Source organism: Acinetobacter sp. YH12106 (genome assembly GCF_013418995.1).
In the GTDB taxonomy this organism is placed as follows: Bacteria; Pseudomonadota; Gammaproteobacteria; order Pseudomonadales; family Moraxellaceae; genus Acinetobacter; species Acinetobacter pseudolwoffii.
Map to the genome: position 1 here is coordinate 65,340 of NZ_VPAV01000011.1, position 16,356 is coordinate 81,695.

Sequence of the window (16,356 nt, forward strand, 5' to 3'; positions counted from 1 at the left end):
GAATAAATATATAAAAATAATTGAAAGACAAATCTGTGTTTATAATTGATAATAATTATCATTACTATTTTTTAAAATTAATTGGGGATGATTTGAACTACTTATACTTAAGCACACTCTTACTAAACGCACTATCATTACATAGTTTGGCAGATTCACCTTCTTCAATAGAGCAAGCACCCTATGCTGCAGCGTGTGAAGCAGTTCAACCCAAAAGCGACCTGTTAAAAAGTTTACAGCAGCAATTAAAGCAGTCTCCTGAAAACCGAGCGGGATTAATCCAACAATTCTGGGAAAAAGTGCAAAATCAAACTACACCGATTATTGAGCCACTTGATCAGGATCATGTTCGACTGATTTTTTTATGGAAAGCAGCCAAACATAATGTGCGTCTGGTCGGTGGCCCGAGTAATGATCATGAATGGTTGACTCGCCTGCCCGATACCGAGATCTGGTTTAAGGAAAATATTGTGAACCGTCGCTATATCGGCAGTTATAGTTTTGCAGTGGATTTACCAAATCTGGAGGGTTATCTATCGAATTACTGTGCACATTTAAACCCAGAACTCAAAGAACCCCGGGCGCAGCGCCGTGTTGTATTGCAGGTATTACAACTTGATCCATTGAATCCAAAACGCTGGCTTAAAGAAAATACTGCCTCTAAACTGAGGAATGAAAATATTATCGCCCTGGATCAAGCCCCTCCCTTTATCGATCCTAAACGCTATCCAGATCATCCGCAGCCTGAACTAAAACGTTATCAGCTATCCAGCCAGTTTTTAAAAAATCAACGTCGCGTTGAAATCTATCAATCTAAAAAAACTGCACAACAATCTTATATCACGGCTATTTTCTTTGATGGAAATGAATATGCCCATTTGGTTGATGTGCCAAAAGTGCTGGATATTCTGGTGGAACAAGGCAAACTTCCACCGATTCAAGCGGTTTTTTTACATGCACCGAATAGTGAACTTCGTCCTAAAGAGCTGACACCAAACCCGAAATTTTCAGGTTTTTTTAATCAGGAATTTTTGCCTTGGCTCGATCAGAAAATTGTACGTGATAAGCAAAAAACAGTTCTTCTCGGTTCCAGTTTGGGAGGGCTGAGTGCAGCTTATCTTGCCTTGGAAAATCCGCAGCACATTAGTCATGCTGTGCCTTTATCCGGCTCGTTCTGGTGGTCACCTGAACCACACTCAAAAATCAATGGTATGAATCAATTGATTCATAACTTAAAGAATCAGCCTCAACAGTATTTTCATATTTCAGCGAATCGTTATGAATCTTCGCGTACCAACAATGACTTAAGTATTCTGGAAACGTCACCCATCGTGGCACAGGCTTTAAAATCCAAAGGGCATGAGGTCAGATATCAGGTTTATGAAGGCGCACATTCCTATGCAATTTGGCAGGTGATATTGCAAGATGCTTTGCTGTACTTCTTTGCAAATTCCAAAGAGTAGATAAAAAAATCCTGCATTTGCAGGATTTTTTTAATTTAGTTTTATTTTGTTTGAATATCATTCCAGCGGTTTAAACGTTTAAATGTGCCCAGGTCATTAAAACGTACGCCCACTTCTTTCATCACTTTATGCGCCGTTTTCGAGGTCATTTGACGAATATAAAAAGGCTCTTTAACGACAAAGTGATGAATCGCATGCGTGGCCCCAAAATTGCAGCAAAACAACTGAAATGGCATCATCCACCAAGGCGTCAGTACTTGTGTTTGCTTGATGACATCCCTCGGATCAATATCGCCATAATAATGCATATTCGAGCTGACAAATTGCAGGCTAAATGAACGGATAAAATTGGGAATCAGCCAGATGACTGCAATAAAATTAATGATTGGCATTGCTTCGATTACGACTTGCGACCAGCGCATCTCATAGCCAAATAAAGGCACGATTGCATTTGAAACATGGAACACGACAAATAAATAAAATAAGCCATAATAAAGAATGCTTAATGGCACAAAGCCCAATAGCTGGGAAATCATGGCAATTTTACGTTCTTTTTCAGGCTGTTTTTCCAGAAAAAGATGGATCATTTTAAACATCTGAAAAGGACGCAGATAAACCGACATCAATTGATCACTGATGATCAAAATCCGGCGAATTCCCCAGGGCATACCATTGCTGATTCCACGTTCTTCCAGATCATGTTCAGTTCCAGAATATTTATGATGATGCAGGTGTAAACGACGACGTGCCCACGGACTAATGGTATTTGGACGCGCCAACCACACCAAAGCCAGCATCAAGTGATGTGCCCAGGGCGTTTTTTTGAAATACATATAATGAATTAAGTCATGCTCTAATTCATGCGTTAATGAAGCAAAAATTGCAATTAAAGGAATCGTCAGCCATACAGAAAGATAGCCATAGGCATAGGCCAATGCGCATAAAACCATACCGACCCAGGCAAAACCGAGAATACTGGCACCAATAAAATTTTGATGTTTCAATATTGGATAACGGTTACGTAAATCTTCACCTGCCTGTGTCACCACAGTTCTAACTTTGGAGATACGCTGCTGGTCTGTCATCTCTGAAGATGTAGACATATAGAGAACCTTTAATTTCTGGACAGTTGCACATTAAAGGAAATTAAAAAAAAGAGAAGTGATCTTTTGACTGTCCGAGCGAGTATGTCCAAGTTTTGGACAATTTTGGCACTTTTTCTAAGATGAATAAAAATACAGGGAGGTCATGCGTAATTTTTTATGAGATTCAGTCTCTAAAAAATCTGTTTTTTAACAGCAATTTATCTCTATATTAATTAAACTTGGTTTGCCTTGAAATAATAAATATTTCATTATTAAAAGCTTATCAAACTACCTGATCCTGATTAATCGAATTAACGAGCTTTGTTTTCTTTACACAGGATATTGCATGTATTTGGCACATTTTTATCTGCAACTTTGCTGACGCCAGCATTAGCGTTGACTTTGCAAAGCAATTTTTTCAAGTGAAATTACCAGCAAAAAAAGTTCTGAAGTTCTAGAAAAGTAAAAAGCCCCTTATGGAGCTTTTAGATTTTAAACCTTAGCCTAATTTATTCACCAATTTCAGCGGCAATATTTTCATCGCCAGACCCAATGGCAGCCATGGCCATTTTGGCACATAAGCCTTTACTGGCGCTTTTTCAATTTCAGCAGCAAGTAAACGCGATCCGGTTTTTTCATCCACTTCAAATGGCAGTTTCTTGGCGCCTTCATTAAGTTCGGTACGAATATAGCCCGGGAAAATTGTGGTGACTTTGATTGGCGTATCAATCAGTTCGGCACGAATCCCTTCGGCCAGATGTGCAACACCTGCTTTACTTGCACCATAAGCGGTTAAATGTTTAGGCATACCGCGCATGGCACTCATTGAAGAAATCATGACCAGATGGCCTGAATTTTGCGCCCGGAAAATCTCTACTGCTGCTTCACATTGCGCCAAGGCCGAAATAAAATTGGTTTCAACTGTGGCCTTATTAATGGCAAAGTTTCCCTTGCCAATACGACGGCCTTCACCAACTCCGGCATTGACAATCACCCGGTCAATCGTGCCAAAATCTTGTTTAAAAGCACGAAATACGTCAAAGACCTGATCATAATTAGTGACATCTAAAGTTTTAGCAATTACTTGAATGCCGTATTGACTCTCCAACTCTTGTTTAAGTATTTCCAAACGATCCAGGCGACGCGCGCAGATGGCCAGGTTATAGCCTTTCTGAGCAAATTCGCGTGCCATACCTGCACCAATTCCTGAACTTGCACCAGTAATTAAAATTGTTTTTGCCATGTGTTTTACCTTATTCCTTTATTTTTCTAAGCAATCAGATTTGCAATATAGATTTAAATCCAGGTCAATAAATCCGGACGTTGCGCTTTAATATAATGATGTTCATTTAGGCTTAATAGCTGGGGTTGGTTGCCTACCAGACGTAGCGTGGTCATGCTGGTATTGGTAATTGCCCAGTTTAAAGCAAAAGTTTTATTCGGAGACAAACCGAGAATTTTGCCCGCAGCAACCGAAATGACCCCGCCCGACGTAAACACTACAGCATAGCGCGGTTTCTTTTCAGCCAGATCATCACACAAATGCTGCAATGCCGTTTCCACCCGCTGTTTGAAATCCGGCCAGGATTCTTCATATTCATGGTGATAGTCACCGCCAGTCCAGCGCTCAATTGCACCTTCAAAAATTTTACTTAAATAGGCGCGTGGATTGGCATGCTGCGATACATCTTCTTTCAACAGTTCAGGTTGATTAAAGCGTGGCTCATATTGAGCAAAGACTTGTTGATGATTAAATTCGTTCCAGGCTGAATCTGTAACTGGCTCACTTTCAGGAAAACATTCAGCCAAGGCCAATTGCGCCGTTTGTTGATGACGCTGCATGGAGCCTGCCACCACATAAGGTGCTTCTTTTAAAATTTCATCAAAATAGCGACCCAATAATTTGGCTTGTAATTCACCATTTGGAGAAAGTTTGTCATAGCTTTCTGCACCGAAAGACGCCTGTCCATGGCGGATTAAATAAATCGTCGTCATTTCGGCATCAACTCCTTAAATTTGGTCATATATTTCTGTGCAATATCATTGGCCTCAATTTTCTGGCGGCCAATCAGTTTTAAGGCACGAATATGCAAGGCATGAATCACAATCCAGAAATCTTTAAATGCTGGATTATTGGTCTGTTTATGATAATAGCGATAATAAATTTGCTGCGCGATCACCGCCAAACGGAAAACTCCAAAGACTTCATAGAAGGTCCAGTTTTCAGGGGTTAATCCGGTTTTTTCCAGATAATAATCCACCACTTCTTTACGGCTAAACATGCCTTTTAAGTTGGTGGGTTGACGACGTGTGGCTTTAAAAATTGCATTATCCGTATCTTCAACCCAGTAAGCCAAAGCTGAACCCAGATCCATCAATGGATCACCGAGTGTCGCCATTTCCCAATCCAGAACGCCAATGACTTGAGTCGGATCGTTTGGATCTAAAATGACATTATCAAAACGCCAGTCATTGTGAATCAGACAGGTTTTAGCATCCGCTGGGGTATTGTCTTTAAGCCACTGACGGACATATCTGAAAGATGGCACATTCAAGGTCTTGGCTTTGGCATAACGTACATCCCAACCATCTACCTGACGATGACAATAGCCCTCGCCTTTGCCTAATTTCTCCAGTTCAGTACCCACATAAGGCACCTGATGCAACTCAATCAGCTTATCAATGACGTTAATACACAGTTCACGTACCTGAGCTTCATTAAAATTCAGTTCTCTGGGTAAATTGGCGCGTGGAATAATGCCTTCAATGCGTTTCATCACATAGAAGTCGCAGCCAATCACGGATTCATCCTGACAAAGTGCCACCATCTCTGGTAATACTGGATAAAACTCGGAAAGTGCGTGCTGAACCTTAAATTCACGGGCCATGTCGTGGGCAGATTTGGCTTTGGTACCTTTGGGTGGACGACGCAGAATTAGATCGGCATTGGTATATTTCAGACGATAAGTCCAGTTCGATGCGCCACCCGAATATTGAGTAACTTCGACCGGACCTTCAAGTTGAACTCCCTGCCCAATCAGCCAGTTTCCTACAGCCTGAACATCCAGTTCCTCACCTGCACGAACCGATCCACCGACATCAATAACTGCCATAATTTTTCCTTCAATTCTTTTTCAAATGTCTTCAAACTTTATATCGTGTTTAAGCTTATTTTTTATGGCGTGTACTGTAACCACGTTTAGCCAGTTCCAGTTTTGCGATCATACCTTTATGCACTTCATCTGGTCCATCCGCCAAACGTAGGGCACGTGCCTGAGCAAAGAATCCGGTGAGTGGCGTATCACGGGAGACACCAGCACCACCGTGAATTTGTATGGCCATGTCTACTACTTTTTCTAATACACTTGGCGCAACCACTTTAATGGCCGAGATTTCAGTCAAAGCCGCCATATTCCCTAAAGTATCCATTTTATAGGCTGCATACAAGGTTAAAAGACGTGCTTGATCAATCGCGACCCGTGCTTCAGCAACACGTTCCAGATTGCCTCCCAGTTTTAAAATTTCTTTACCAAAGGCAGTCCGGCTCATACCGCGGTCAATCATCAGCTCCAAAGATTTTTCCGCAGCGCCGATACAACGCATACAGTGGTGAATACGGCCTGGCCCGAGACGACCTTGAGCAATTTCAAAGCCTTGGCCGGCACCACCAATAAAACTGGCAACTGGAACACGGACATTTTCAAAACTGACTTCACCATGACCATGCGGTGCATCATAGTCGCCAAATACCGGTAACATTCTTTCGATTTTCACACCCGCCGTATCGACAGGAACCAGAACCATGGAATGCTGATGATGACGGTCTTTGCTTTCATCTGGCGTATGCGCCATAAAAATAATGACTTTGGCATTAGGATCGCCCAGACCTGATGACCACCATTTACGGCCATTCAGAACAATTTCATCGCCTTCGATGACCGCCGTTGCTTGCATATTGGTCGCGTCACTAGAAGCCACCGCCGGTTCAGTCATACAAAATACAGAACAGATTTTGCCTTCAAGTAATGGCAAAAGCCATTGCTGTTTCTGTTCTTCAGAGCCATAACGCCAGAGGACTTCCATATTGCCGCTGTCTGGCGCATTACAGTTAAATACGGTCGGTGCAATCAGGCTACGGCCCGAAAGCTCGGCAATATGAGCATATTCATTGACTGATAAACCTTGGCCCAGTTCAGGACATGGCAGAAACATATTCCACAGCCCTGCTGCTTTGGCTTTGGCTTTTAAAGTTTCCAGTTCAGTCGGCCATTGCCATTTGGTCCAGTCACTGCCTTGATTTAACTCATGCACTTGCTGCCAAAAATCGGCTTCAACAGCTTCGATTTCATCTTTAATAAATTTTTTAGTTCGTTCAACATAGTCTTGCGCGCGTGCGGATAACTCAAACATGGCTATTTCCCTCTGGATATTTTGTATTCTGCTTTACAAGACCTTAACTTAAAAACTATTATGAATAAAATGATTTTAATCCATAGCTCATCATGCATAGCATTCATAATAAAACACTGATGGATATGAGTGTTTTCCATCGTATAGATATCAATTTATATCCACTTTTTGTCGCTATTTTTGAACAGAACAGTATTTCTAAAGCAGCACAGCGATTATGTATCACCCAATCTGCTGCTAGTCACGCTTTGCAGCGGCTCAGAAATCAGTTGCAGGATGATCTGTTCGTACGTTTTGGTGCAAAAATGCAACCCACGCCGTTTGCTGAACAGATTTATCCCGCCATTAAAAATGCCCTGATGACGATTCAAAGTATTTCTATTCAGCATCAACAATTTCAACCAAATATGGTGCAAAGTTTAAAAATTGCCGTACATGATGAAATTGAACCAATGATTTTTCCAAAGTTGGTGGCACATTTTCAGAAAATGAATCTGGATATTCAGTTTAGTAGCATCAAGCTGGATCGTAAAAATATCAGTGCTGACCTGGCGGCGCAGCAGGTCGATTTTGTCATGGATCTTGAGCAAAAACTGGGAGATAAAATTCAGTTTGAACCCTTAGTACAAGATGAATTTGTCGTCTGTACGCAGCAAAATAAAATTTCAGAACAATCCTATCTTTCCTCCCCACATATAGGGGTATCATCTCGCCGTACAGGTATCTTAATTGAAGATCTGTATTTGAGCCGTAAGCAGCTTTCAAGACAGATTTTTTTACGCTGTCAGCATTATTCAACTGCGTTGCAAATTTTGGAGCAATATCCCCAAGCGATGTTGACTATGCCACGCAATATCTTAGAACATTTACAGATAGCCAAAATTCTGAATTTTTTTGAAGTGCCTGTGCAACTGCCTAAGATTAATATGGGAATGTATTGGCACAAAGATTTACAGGAAAATAAGAGACATCAATTTTTGCGAAGCGAAATTAATAACATTTTTGCTTAGGCTATTCTAATGGTTGGTATTGTAGCCTGAAATGTCAGGCTCAACCTAAATTGCTTAGGCTATTTATAAATACAAAATAAAACACTGACTGTTTAGCTTTTGAACTCTAGTGCTTGGGGCTTTCCTCTACAATCATGCATCTGCTTGCTGTTGTTCTTCTACAGCTTCTTTTGATGATCTGGATTTTAGCTTGTTGCCTCTTTCTCCCACCTGGCAAATTGTGCTGGGTTTATTTGCCTTATGCTTTTCCTATTATTTGCTGCACAAACTCACCATTTACCTCAAGGATATATTTCGTCCCTTTAAAAAAGGACAGAAATACTGGTGTCGTGTTAAGGCGGTTAGCGATGGGGATACCCTCACCTGCTACCGTTTCAATATTAGACGTTCTGAAACCAGACTACGTTTTGCCTATGTGGATGCGCCAGAATCCAGCCAAAGCTATGGCAAAGAGTCACAGCGTCTAGTTAAAAGCATGGTGAAAAACAAAATAGTTCGCGTGAAAATTACAGATATTGACCGTTATGGTCGCTGCGTCGGCGTCATTTATCGCTATCGTAAAAATATCAATGAAGAAATCGTGAAACGCGGCGCAGCATGGGTCTACGAAGATTATATTAAAGATAAAAACCATTTACGCTATATGCTAGACTTGCAAAACAAAGCCAAAAAACAGAAAAAAGGGCTCTGGAAAAGTAGCCGACCTGTACGCCCGAGTGTGTATCGAAAACAGGTAAAATCCTAATCTTTGCTGATTTCTCTTCGCTATTAAAAAGTGATCCGGCTCGCCAGATCACTTTTTAATTTTTAAATTAATACGCCAGATGGACAAAAAACCTGAATGCGCCTGCAATTAAAGCCAGAGTAACGAAGCCTAAAATCCATAGGCCCACAAACCATAATATCTGCTTCCCTTTCATTGTTGCTCCTTAATGATAGCCATCATCCCCGACCCGCACTTTATGGCGGAATACCCAGTACGACACGCCGGTATAAATCAGAATGATTGGAATAAGTAATAAAGCACCAATTAAGGTAAATAATTGACTACTTTCTGGCGCTGCCGCCTCCCAGATGGTCACTGACGGTGGAATGATATAAGGCCAGAGACTGATCAGAAATCCGGTATAGGCCAGAAAAACCAGCACCAGCATGTACATGAATGGGCTAAGTTCCTTACGTTGTTTGCAGGCACGTAAAGCCAGCCAGGTAAATAACAGGACTAAGATCGGCACGGGCATGAGATACATAAATTGTGGCTGACTAAACCAGCGTTCCGCAATCTGCGGATGAGTCAGCGGCGTATAAATACTGACAGCGCCCAGGATAATCAATAAGGCGATAATCATTTTTGGCATTAGCTGATACATACGGTCTTGTAACTGATCGGCCGTTCTAAAAATCAGCCAGCCACAGCCTAAGGCAGCATACAGCACCATGACACTCAGACCGGTAAACAGGCTAAATGGTGTCAACCAGTCCAGCCCGCCGCCCGCATAAATGCCATTTCGGGTTTCAATTCCCTGAATATAAGCGCCTAAAATCACCCCTTGCAGGAAGCTGGTCAGCGCAGAACCACCAATAAAGGCTTTGTCCCACCAATGTTTACTGCGATTGGCCTTAAAACGGAATTCAAAAGCAACACCACGGAAGATCAGCGCAATCACCATCAGGATGATCGGCATATACAGTGCAGATAATACGGTGGAATAGACCAGCGGAAATGCTGCAAATAAACCTGCGCCACCCAATACCATCCAGGTTTCATTGCCATCCCAGACAGGCGCAACAGTATTCATCATCACATCACGGTCATCCTGATGCGGAAAAAACGGAAATAGAATGCCAATGCCCAGATCAAAACCATCCAGAATGACATAGATCAGGACACCAACGGCGATGATCACCACCCAAATCAATGACAAATCAATCATTTTTTATTCTCCTGATCTGCATTATCGGCCCCATCCTCAATACTCTCGCGAATACTGCTCAATGGCCGGCGAGATGCCTGAATCACATCACTATCAATTTCATGTGGGGGTGTAGAATGAATAAATTCCGGGCCTTTGTGCATGAGTCGTAACATATAATAAATACCGGCGCCAAAGACCACACAGTAGACCACGACAAAGATAATCAGGGTCAAGCCTACCTGCTCTGCCGATACCGGCGATAGGGCGTCTTTGGTACGCATGATGCCATACACCACCCAGGGTTGACGGCCAACCTCCGTCGTAAACCACCCCGCCAGCATGGCAATAAAACCGGAAGGCCCCATAATCAGGGCAAACCGATGTAATCCTCGGGATTCATAAAAGCGACCTTTTTTACGTGACCATGCTCCCCAGATTGCCAGCAGTAGCATCAACATTCCTAGCCCGACCATGATCCGAAAACTCCAGAACACGATTGCCGAATTAGGACGGTCTTCAGGTGCAAAATCCTTTAAGCCGGTGACAGTACCGTCCATGGAATGTGTCAGGATCAAGCTGCCCAGATTAGGAATGGCGATGGCATATTTGGTTTCCTCAGCCTGCATATCTGGCAGTCCAAACAGATATAAAGGCATGCCGCCATCATGATTGGTTTCCCAATGACCTTCCATTGCCGCCAGTTTGGCGGGTTGATGTTCAAGCGTATTTAGACCATGTACATCACCCACCAAAACCTGTAGCGGCGCAAGTGCCAGAATCAGCCACATTGCCATGGAAAATGAAGTTTTGACCAAGGCATCACGACGGCCCTGAATAAGATGCCAGGCTGCTGTGGCTGCCACCAGCAATGCAGAAACCAAAAAGGCAGCAATGGCCATATGCGCCAAACGGTAGGGAAATGACGGGTTAAATACGATGGCGATCCAGTCTTTGGGGACAAACAGACCATTTTCGATGGCAAAGCCTTGCGGCGTTTGCATCCAGCTATTGGAGGATAAAATCCAGAACATCGAGATACAGGTGCCTACCGCGACCATCAAGGTCGAGAAAAAGTGTGCACGTGGCCCCACCCGTCCCCAGCCGAAGAGCATAATTCCCAAAAAGCCCGCTTCCAGAAAAAAGGCGGTAAGAACTTCATAGGCCAGTAATGGGCCAGTCACGCCACCTGCAATCCGGGAGAATTCACTCCAGTTGGTGCCGAACTGATAGCTCATGACCACGCCAGAGACCACGCCCATCCCAAATGCTACAGCGAAGATTTTCACCCAAAACTTAAACAGATCCCGATAAATCGGGTCTTGGGTTTTGAGCCAGCGCCATTCCAGAATCGCCAAAAAGCTGGCCAATCCGATTGAGATTGCAGGAAAAATAATATGAAAAGAGACAGTAAAGGCGAATTGTATTCGCGCTAACTCTAATGCGGTTAAACCCAGGGTCATACATTTCACCTATATATAATTATTTGTAGGAGCCTTGCTTAGATTTATTAGTGAAGTGTTTTTTCTTGGTCTTAGCTTAGGCTTAATTTGGCTTGGCAATATGTAGACTTTTGTCGGTTATTTTTTACTCAAGTTAACAATGTGTAAGCGCTATTTAATTAAATATGCAAGTGAATATTTAATTGAACGGTGACCACTTGTGTAATCCCCCAAATAGGCGTAAATTGGCTCTAAATTAGTTAGCCAGGTTAACTATATGCCTTCTGCCTCTCTTCCATTTCGCGCCTTGTTATTACGTTGTGCACGGTTACTCAGTGATGAAATAAATACGATTTTATTATCTTCACAGTTAAATTATTCCTTATGGCAAGTGCTGTATGTGATTCAGACGCATCAGCAATGTACCCTGATGGATATTTCTCATTATTTGAACGTATCTAAACCCAGCATCAGTAAACGTATCCAGAATTTAGTGGAACTCGGTCTAATTAGCCAACTCGAAACTGCAGACAAGCGTCAGAAGCTATTCACACTGAGTGAGCAAGGAGTCGAGACTTTTGCCCTGGGTTCCACACAGATTGAGGCATTTGAAAAGCAGTTGCTTGAGCAAATTGCCTCAGATGATATTGAAAGTAGTAAAAATATCTTGATGCAGCTCATTCAGCAGTTACAACCCGCTTCGCAGGATCGACTTTAATGAGCCAAGAACAAACGCCTTTATGGACTCCCAATTTTATTTTGATCAGTCTGGTGAATTTCCAGTTGGTGCTGGTGTTTTATTTGCTGGTGATTGTGATTGTCGGCTACTCGGTAGCAGAATTAGGTGCAACCACGGCACAGGCAGGGCTGGTATCAGGTCTGTTTATTGTGGGTACGTTATTCGGACGATTATTGATTGGAAAATTACTGAATCTTCTGGGCCTAAAAAATACGCTTGTCATTGGTTTGACTGGCTTTCTGCTCTTTTCCGGACTGTATATGATTCCGGCCAAGCTGGAGGTTTTATTAGGTATCCGGCTGATACACGGCTTTATGATGGGTATGGCTTCTACTGTACTGGGTACAGTAATTGCACAGACCATTCCTGCCACACGGCGTGGTGAAGGAATTGGCTATTTCAGCATGAGCAGCACCCTTGGCACAGCGATTGGCCCCTTCTTAGGCATCTGGCTAATGTCAAATTTTAACTATCAGGTGATTTTTGTTTTTACCAGTGTAGTCGCACTCAGCTGCCTGATTTGCAGCCTGTTTATTCAGCCGCCACAGATTAAAATAACGAATCCAGTCAATCATATAGAAAATCAATCATCTAGCAGACTGGCGCAATATATTGAACCCAAGGCTTTGCCGATTTCGATGATTGTTCTGATTGTGGCAACCTGCTATTCCGGCGTCTTATCTTTTATTCATTTCTATGCCAAAGAGATTAATTTAGTCGAAACGGCTTCTTTTTTCTTTCTGATGTATGCCATTGCGATTTTGCTTTCACGTCCATTTACCGGCCCGCTAATGGATCGTAAAGGTGAAAACATCATCATCTATCCGGCCATTGTGATTATGGCCTTAGGAATTTTATTACTCAGTCAGGCCCATAATGCTACGATGTTATTGGCCAGCGCCGCACTGCTTGGTTTTGGCTTTGGTAATCTCCAGTCCGTCTGTCAGACCATTGCGGTAAAAAGTACCAGTTTGCAGCGTATGGGGCTGGCGACTTCAACCTTCTTTATTGCGCTAGATGCAGGTTTGGGTTTTGGACCTTATTTCCTCGGCATGCTTCTGGATCAGATCGGCTATCGTCAGCTTTACCTGTACTCTGCTGTACTGACCATCAGCTGTCTGATCTGGTATTACCTGTTGCATGGCCGTAAAGCGGGGGAAATACAACCTTCTTATTAAACACTTCTAAAAGCGACGGCTAAAGCGGCGCCGATATTCCAGCGGCGTCAAGCCAGTTTTTCTATGAAATAAACGGCGAAATGAACTTGGGTCCTGATAACCAATATTTTGCATGATCACATCCACCGCCTGATCGGTTTCTTCCAGACGTTTGCGTGCAGCTTCAATTCGGATCGCTTGCAGATACTGATTCGGCGGCAAGTCCAGTGCCTGTTTAAAATGGCGAATCAAGGTACGCGTGGTGACATTAAAACGTGTTGCAATATCATCCAAGCTAAAAGACTCATGAAAATGCTGCTCCAGCCAGTTCTGGACATTTTGCACCAGTTCATCATGATGCGGTTGTCCAATCTTGAGTAAGGAATAAGACAGCTGGCTATCGCGTCGATAATCAATCACAAAAGATTTGGCCGATTGCATGGCCACCTCAAAGCCATAAAAACGTTCAATCAGATGCAAACCTAAGTCGAACCAGGCCAGGCCACCACCCGCGCAATAGATATTCTGGTCGCGGCTAATCATCAGATCGGCATTCAATTTGACCTGCGGATAATGCGTCCGGAAAATATCTTGAAAGCCCCAATGCGTCGTTGCCACGCGATTATCTAAAATACCGGCTTCTGCCAGAAAGAAATTTCCGGTGCAATTTCCAGCAATTAAGGTCGAATCTGCATGAGCAGATTTTAGAAACCGGATCAGCTCAGGGTTTTGTTGCAATACATCCTGAATCGGTGCAGCTATGGTTGGCACCACCACAATATCTGCAGTTTGAATCTCTTGATAGGAACAATGTGCCTGTAATTCCAGACCATTAATACAACGAATCGGTTGTCCATCAGGACTGGCAATACTAACTTTAAACAGGCGCTGTACATCCTGCTGCTGAATGCGGTTCCAGCTCACACCGGCCATGGCAAATAAATCGACGACACCGGTAATGGCAGAAGCCAGAGCGCCATCAAAACCCAAAACTACGACTCGCTGCATCTTGATCTCATTGTCATTTTTTACCTGTTTGATGTCATTATTGACAATCCTGCTGAATAAAAGCAACTGTTAGTCTTGGCGCTATCTCAAGGATTTTACATTCAGGACAGTACCGTGACCGAGCTAATAAATGATAAAGATCTTAATTTTCTACTTTATGATGTCTTCAAACTTGAAGCTCTGACAAAACTGGAACGTTATCAGGAGCATGATAAAAATACCTTTGACAGTATTTTAGATACAGCCAAGGGTATCGCGACCGATTACTTTGCCCCGCATAATGCCAAAGCCGATCAGCATGAACCGAGCTTTGATGGGAAGCAGGTCAAAACCATTGCTGAAGTCAAAACGGCGTGGCAGCAGTTTGCCGAGGCCGGCCTGCTCTGTGCCCAGCATGATTATGAACATGGCGGTATGCAACTCCCGACTTTATTAAATATGGCCTGCAATGCCTATTTTATGGCGGCCAATCCTTCAACTGTTGCCTATTCTTTTCTGACTGCGGCGGCGGCAAATCTGATTCAAGCCTTTGCTTCACCGGAACAAAAACAGCTATTTTTACCGCATATGTTGAGCGGCCGCTTTGCCGGCACTATGGCCATGACCGAGCCGAATGTCGGTTCTTCTCTGGGTGATCTAACGACCAAAGCTATTCCTCTGGCAGATGGAACTTATAACATTAAAGGCCAGAAAATGTTTATTTCTGGTGGTGATCAGGATATTACCGAAAATATTATTCATCTAGTTCTGGCGCGGATTCAGGATGCACCGCAAGGGGTCAAAGGTATTTCCCTGTTCATTGTGCCGAAATTTAAAACCAATCCAGATGGCTCTATAGGTGAATCCAATGATGTACAGCTGGCTGGTTTACTGCACAAAATGGGTTATAGAGGAACGACTTCAACGGTTTTAAGCTTTGGCGAAAATGATGCTTGCTTAGGCTATTTGATTGGTGAAGCAGGTCATGGCTTAAAATATATGTTTAAAATGATGAATGAGGCGCGTGTCGGCGTAGGCTTGGGCGCAGCCATGATTGGCTATCGCGGTTATCTGGAATCCTTAAACTATGCCAAAAACCGTCCGCAAGGTCGTCTTGCACATGAAAAATCGCCTGATTCCAAACCGGTCAATATTATTGAGCATAGTGATGTCAAACGTATGCTGCTGGCACAAAAAGCTTATGTCGAAGGATCACTGGCCCTGTGTTTATTTGCGGCGCGTCTGATTGATGAACATCAGGCAGCACATGATGAGAACAGTGCCCTCTTGCTTGATCTGATCACTCCAGTGGTCAAATCCTTCCCTTCAGCCTATGGCCCAAAAGCCAATGATCTGGCGATTCAGGTTTTGGGCGGCGCGGGTTATACCCGTGATTATCCGGTCGAACAATGCTACCGCGATAACCGCCTCAATCCGATTCATGAAGGCACGTATGGCATTCAGTCCCTGGATTTGCTTGGGCGTAAACTCTGGCAGCACAATGGCAAGGGACTCAGCCTGTTGATGCAACGCATCCAGCATACGTTGTCTGAGATTCAGAATCCCAAGTTAGTCGCACTGGCAGAAAGCTTTCAACAACATCTGGCTACCGTGCAAAAAACCACCCAGGTTTTAGGTCAGGCTCTGCATCAAGGCCAAATCAATGAAGCATTAGCCAACTCTGGGCTTTATTTAGACATGATGGGAAAAACCATGATTGCCTGGCTCTGCTTAGACATAGCGCAGCAGGCATATCTTAAATTTGGCAATTCCGATCAAAAAGAAGATCAGGACTTTTTGGCGGGCAAGTTTCAGGCAGCCCAATATTTTATCCGCTGGGAATTGCCTGAAATTGAACATCAGGCCAAGTTACTGATGAACTTTGATGATAGCTGCAGGAATATGCAAGCTGACTGGTTTTAAGGTTCATAGCTAAATAAAAATGCGCTGTAAGAAGTAATGCTGATCAGTTAAGGAGTTTAGAAACAGACTCTTTAATTTTTAGTCATTCAATGCGGAGTATTAGGGTCTGTTGACATTTTCTGTTCAAAAAAATAGCGAGAAAGTAAAATTTAATCGCCAAACCAAATTTACTTCTCGCTATGCCTCGTACAATGCTGAATGATCAACACTGGTCTAAGTTACTTTCT

15 protein-coding genes are annotated in these 16,356 nt (G+C 43.1%); 6 read left to right on the forward strand and 9 right to left on the reverse strand.

The window, feature by feature from the left end; all coding sequences use genetic code 11:
* Positions 1 to 92: 92 nt before the first annotated feature.
* The gene (locus tag FTU45_RS09900; protein WP_257224006.1) at positions 93 to 1,463 is read left to right on the forward strand and encodes an alpha/beta hydrolase-fold protein; all 1,371 of its coding nucleotides are present in this window, start codon (positions 93 to 95) and stop codon (positions 1,461 to 1,463) included.
* Positions 1,464 to 1,504: 41 nt separating this feature from the next.
* On the opposite strand, the gene FTU45_RS09905 is transcribed toward FTU45_RS09900, so the two are convergent.
* The 5 genes from FTU45_RS09905 to FTU45_RS09925 all read right to left on the reverse strand — a co-directional run bounded on the left by FTU45_RS09905 (position 1,505) and on the right by FTU45_RS09925 (position 6,958).
* Positions 1,505 to 2,566 carry a fatty acid desaturase gene (locus tag FTU45_RS09905; protein ID WP_180001446.1) on the reverse strand — a complete coding sequence of 354 codons (1,062 nt, stop codon included), beginning with the start codon at positions 2,564 to 2,566 and terminating at the stop codon, positions 1,505 to 1,507.
* Between the two features lie 481 nt (positions 2,567 to 3,047).
* Positions 3,048 to 3,791 (reverse strand): SDR family oxidoreductase, encoded by a 744-nt coding sequence (locus FTU45_RS09910; RefSeq protein ID WP_005097014.1) that lies wholly within the window; start codon positions 3,789 to 3,791, stop codon positions 3,048 to 3,050.
* A gap of 53 nt (positions 3,792 to 3,844) precedes the next feature.
* On the reverse strand, positions 3,845 to 4,543 hold the full coding sequence (locus FTU45_RS09915; protein WP_074382732.1) for a histidine phosphatase family protein: 699 nt from the start codon (positions 4,541 to 4,543) through the stop codon (positions 3,845 to 3,847).
* Entirely contained in the window at positions 4,540 to 5,661 is a 1,122-nt protein-coding gene (locus tag FTU45_RS09920) for a phosphotransferase family protein (protein WP_180039862.1), read from the reverse strand. The genes FTU45_RS09915 and FTU45_RS09920 overlap by 4 nt, the downstream gene beginning before the upstream one ends.
* 55 nt (positions 5,662 to 5,716) lie before the next feature.
* Positions 5,717 to 6,958 (reverse strand): acyl-CoA dehydrogenase family protein, encoded by a 1,242-nt coding sequence (locus FTU45_RS09925; protein ID WP_180076347.1) that lies wholly within the window; start codon positions 6,956 to 6,958, stop codon positions 5,717 to 5,719.
* Positions 6,959 to 7,050: 92 nt separating this feature from the next.
* On the opposite strand from FTU45_RS09925, the gene FTU45_RS09930 reads away from it, so the two are divergent.
* Together FTU45_RS09930 and FTU45_RS09935 are read left to right on the forward strand one after the other, a co-directional pair.
* Positions 7,051 to 7,968 (forward strand): LysR family transcriptional regulator, encoded by a 918-nt coding sequence (locus FTU45_RS09930; RefSeq protein WP_159138086.1) that lies wholly within the window; start codon positions 7,051 to 7,053, stop codon positions 7,966 to 7,968.
* 190 nt (positions 7,969 to 8,158) lie between these two features.
* Entirely contained in the window at positions 8,159 to 8,713 is a 555-nt protein-coding gene (locus FTU45_RS09935; RefSeq protein WP_180076348.1) for a thermonuclease family protein, read from the forward strand.
* Between the two features lie 67 nt (positions 8,714 to 8,780).
* Here the strand turns inward: FTU45_RS09935 and FTU45_RS15480 are convergent, their stop codons facing one another.
* Genes FTU45_RS15480 through FTU45_RS09945 form a run of 3 tightly spaced genes read right to left on the reverse strand, consistent with a single transcriptional unit; the run spans position 8,781 to position 11,344 of the window.
* Positions 8,781 to 8,888, reverse strand: coding sequence for a DUF2474 domain-containing protein (locus FTU45_RS15480; RefSeq protein ID WP_100328576.1), 108 nt, complete (start codon positions 8,886 to 8,888; stop codon positions 8,781 to 8,783).
* A 9-nt stretch (positions 8,889 to 8,897) separates the two neighbouring features.
* Positions 8,898 to 9,902: a cytochrome d ubiquinol oxidase subunit II gene (gene cydB, locus FTU45_RS09940; RefSeq protein WP_005097023.1), complete on the reverse strand. Its 1,005-nt coding sequence runs from the start codon at positions 9,900 to 9,902 to the stop codon at positions 8,898 to 8,900.
* A complete protein-coding gene (locus FTU45_RS09945) occupies positions 9,899 to 11,344 on the reverse strand; it encodes a cytochrome ubiquinol oxidase subunit I (RefSeq protein WP_074382730.1) in 1,446 nt (481 codons plus the stop codon). Before FTU45_RS09945 ends, cydB begins: the two co-directional genes overlap by 4 nt.
* A 256-nt stretch (positions 11,345 to 11,600) precedes the next feature.
* Here FTU45_RS09945 and FTU45_RS09950 point away from each other — a divergent pair, with 256 nt between their 5' ends.
* Together FTU45_RS09950 and FTU45_RS09955 are read left to right on the forward strand one after the other, a co-directional pair.
* Positions 11,601 to 12,041: a MarR family winged helix-turn-helix transcriptional regulator gene (locus FTU45_RS09950; protein WP_005170722.1), complete on the forward strand. Its 441-nt coding sequence runs from the start codon at positions 11,601 to 11,603 to the stop codon at positions 12,039 to 12,041.
* Entirely contained in the window at positions 12,041 to 13,240 is a 1,200-nt protein-coding gene (locus tag FTU45_RS09955; protein ID WP_180076349.1) for an MFS transporter, read from the forward strand. Before FTU45_RS09950 ends, FTU45_RS09955 begins: the two co-directional genes overlap by 1 nt.
* A 6-nt stretch (positions 13,241 to 13,246) precedes the next feature.
* Here FTU45_RS09955 and FTU45_RS09960 read toward each other — a convergent pair whose 3' ends face one another.
* Positions 13,247 to 14,227 carry a GlxA family transcriptional regulator gene (locus FTU45_RS09960; protein ID WP_005097027.1) on the reverse strand — a complete coding sequence of 327 codons (981 nt, stop codon included), beginning with the start codon at positions 14,225 to 14,227 and terminating at the stop codon, positions 13,247 to 13,249.
* Between the two features lie 114 nt (positions 14,228 to 14,341).
* On the opposite strand from FTU45_RS09960, the gene FTU45_RS09965 reads away from it, so the two are divergent.
* Complete coding sequence (locus tag FTU45_RS09965; RefSeq protein WP_100354792.1) at positions 14,342 to 16,129, forward strand: acyl-CoA dehydrogenase; 1,788 nt, start codon at positions 14,342 to 14,344, stop codon at positions 16,127 to 16,129.
* The last annotated feature ends 227 nt before the right edge of the window (positions 16,130 to 16,356 follow it).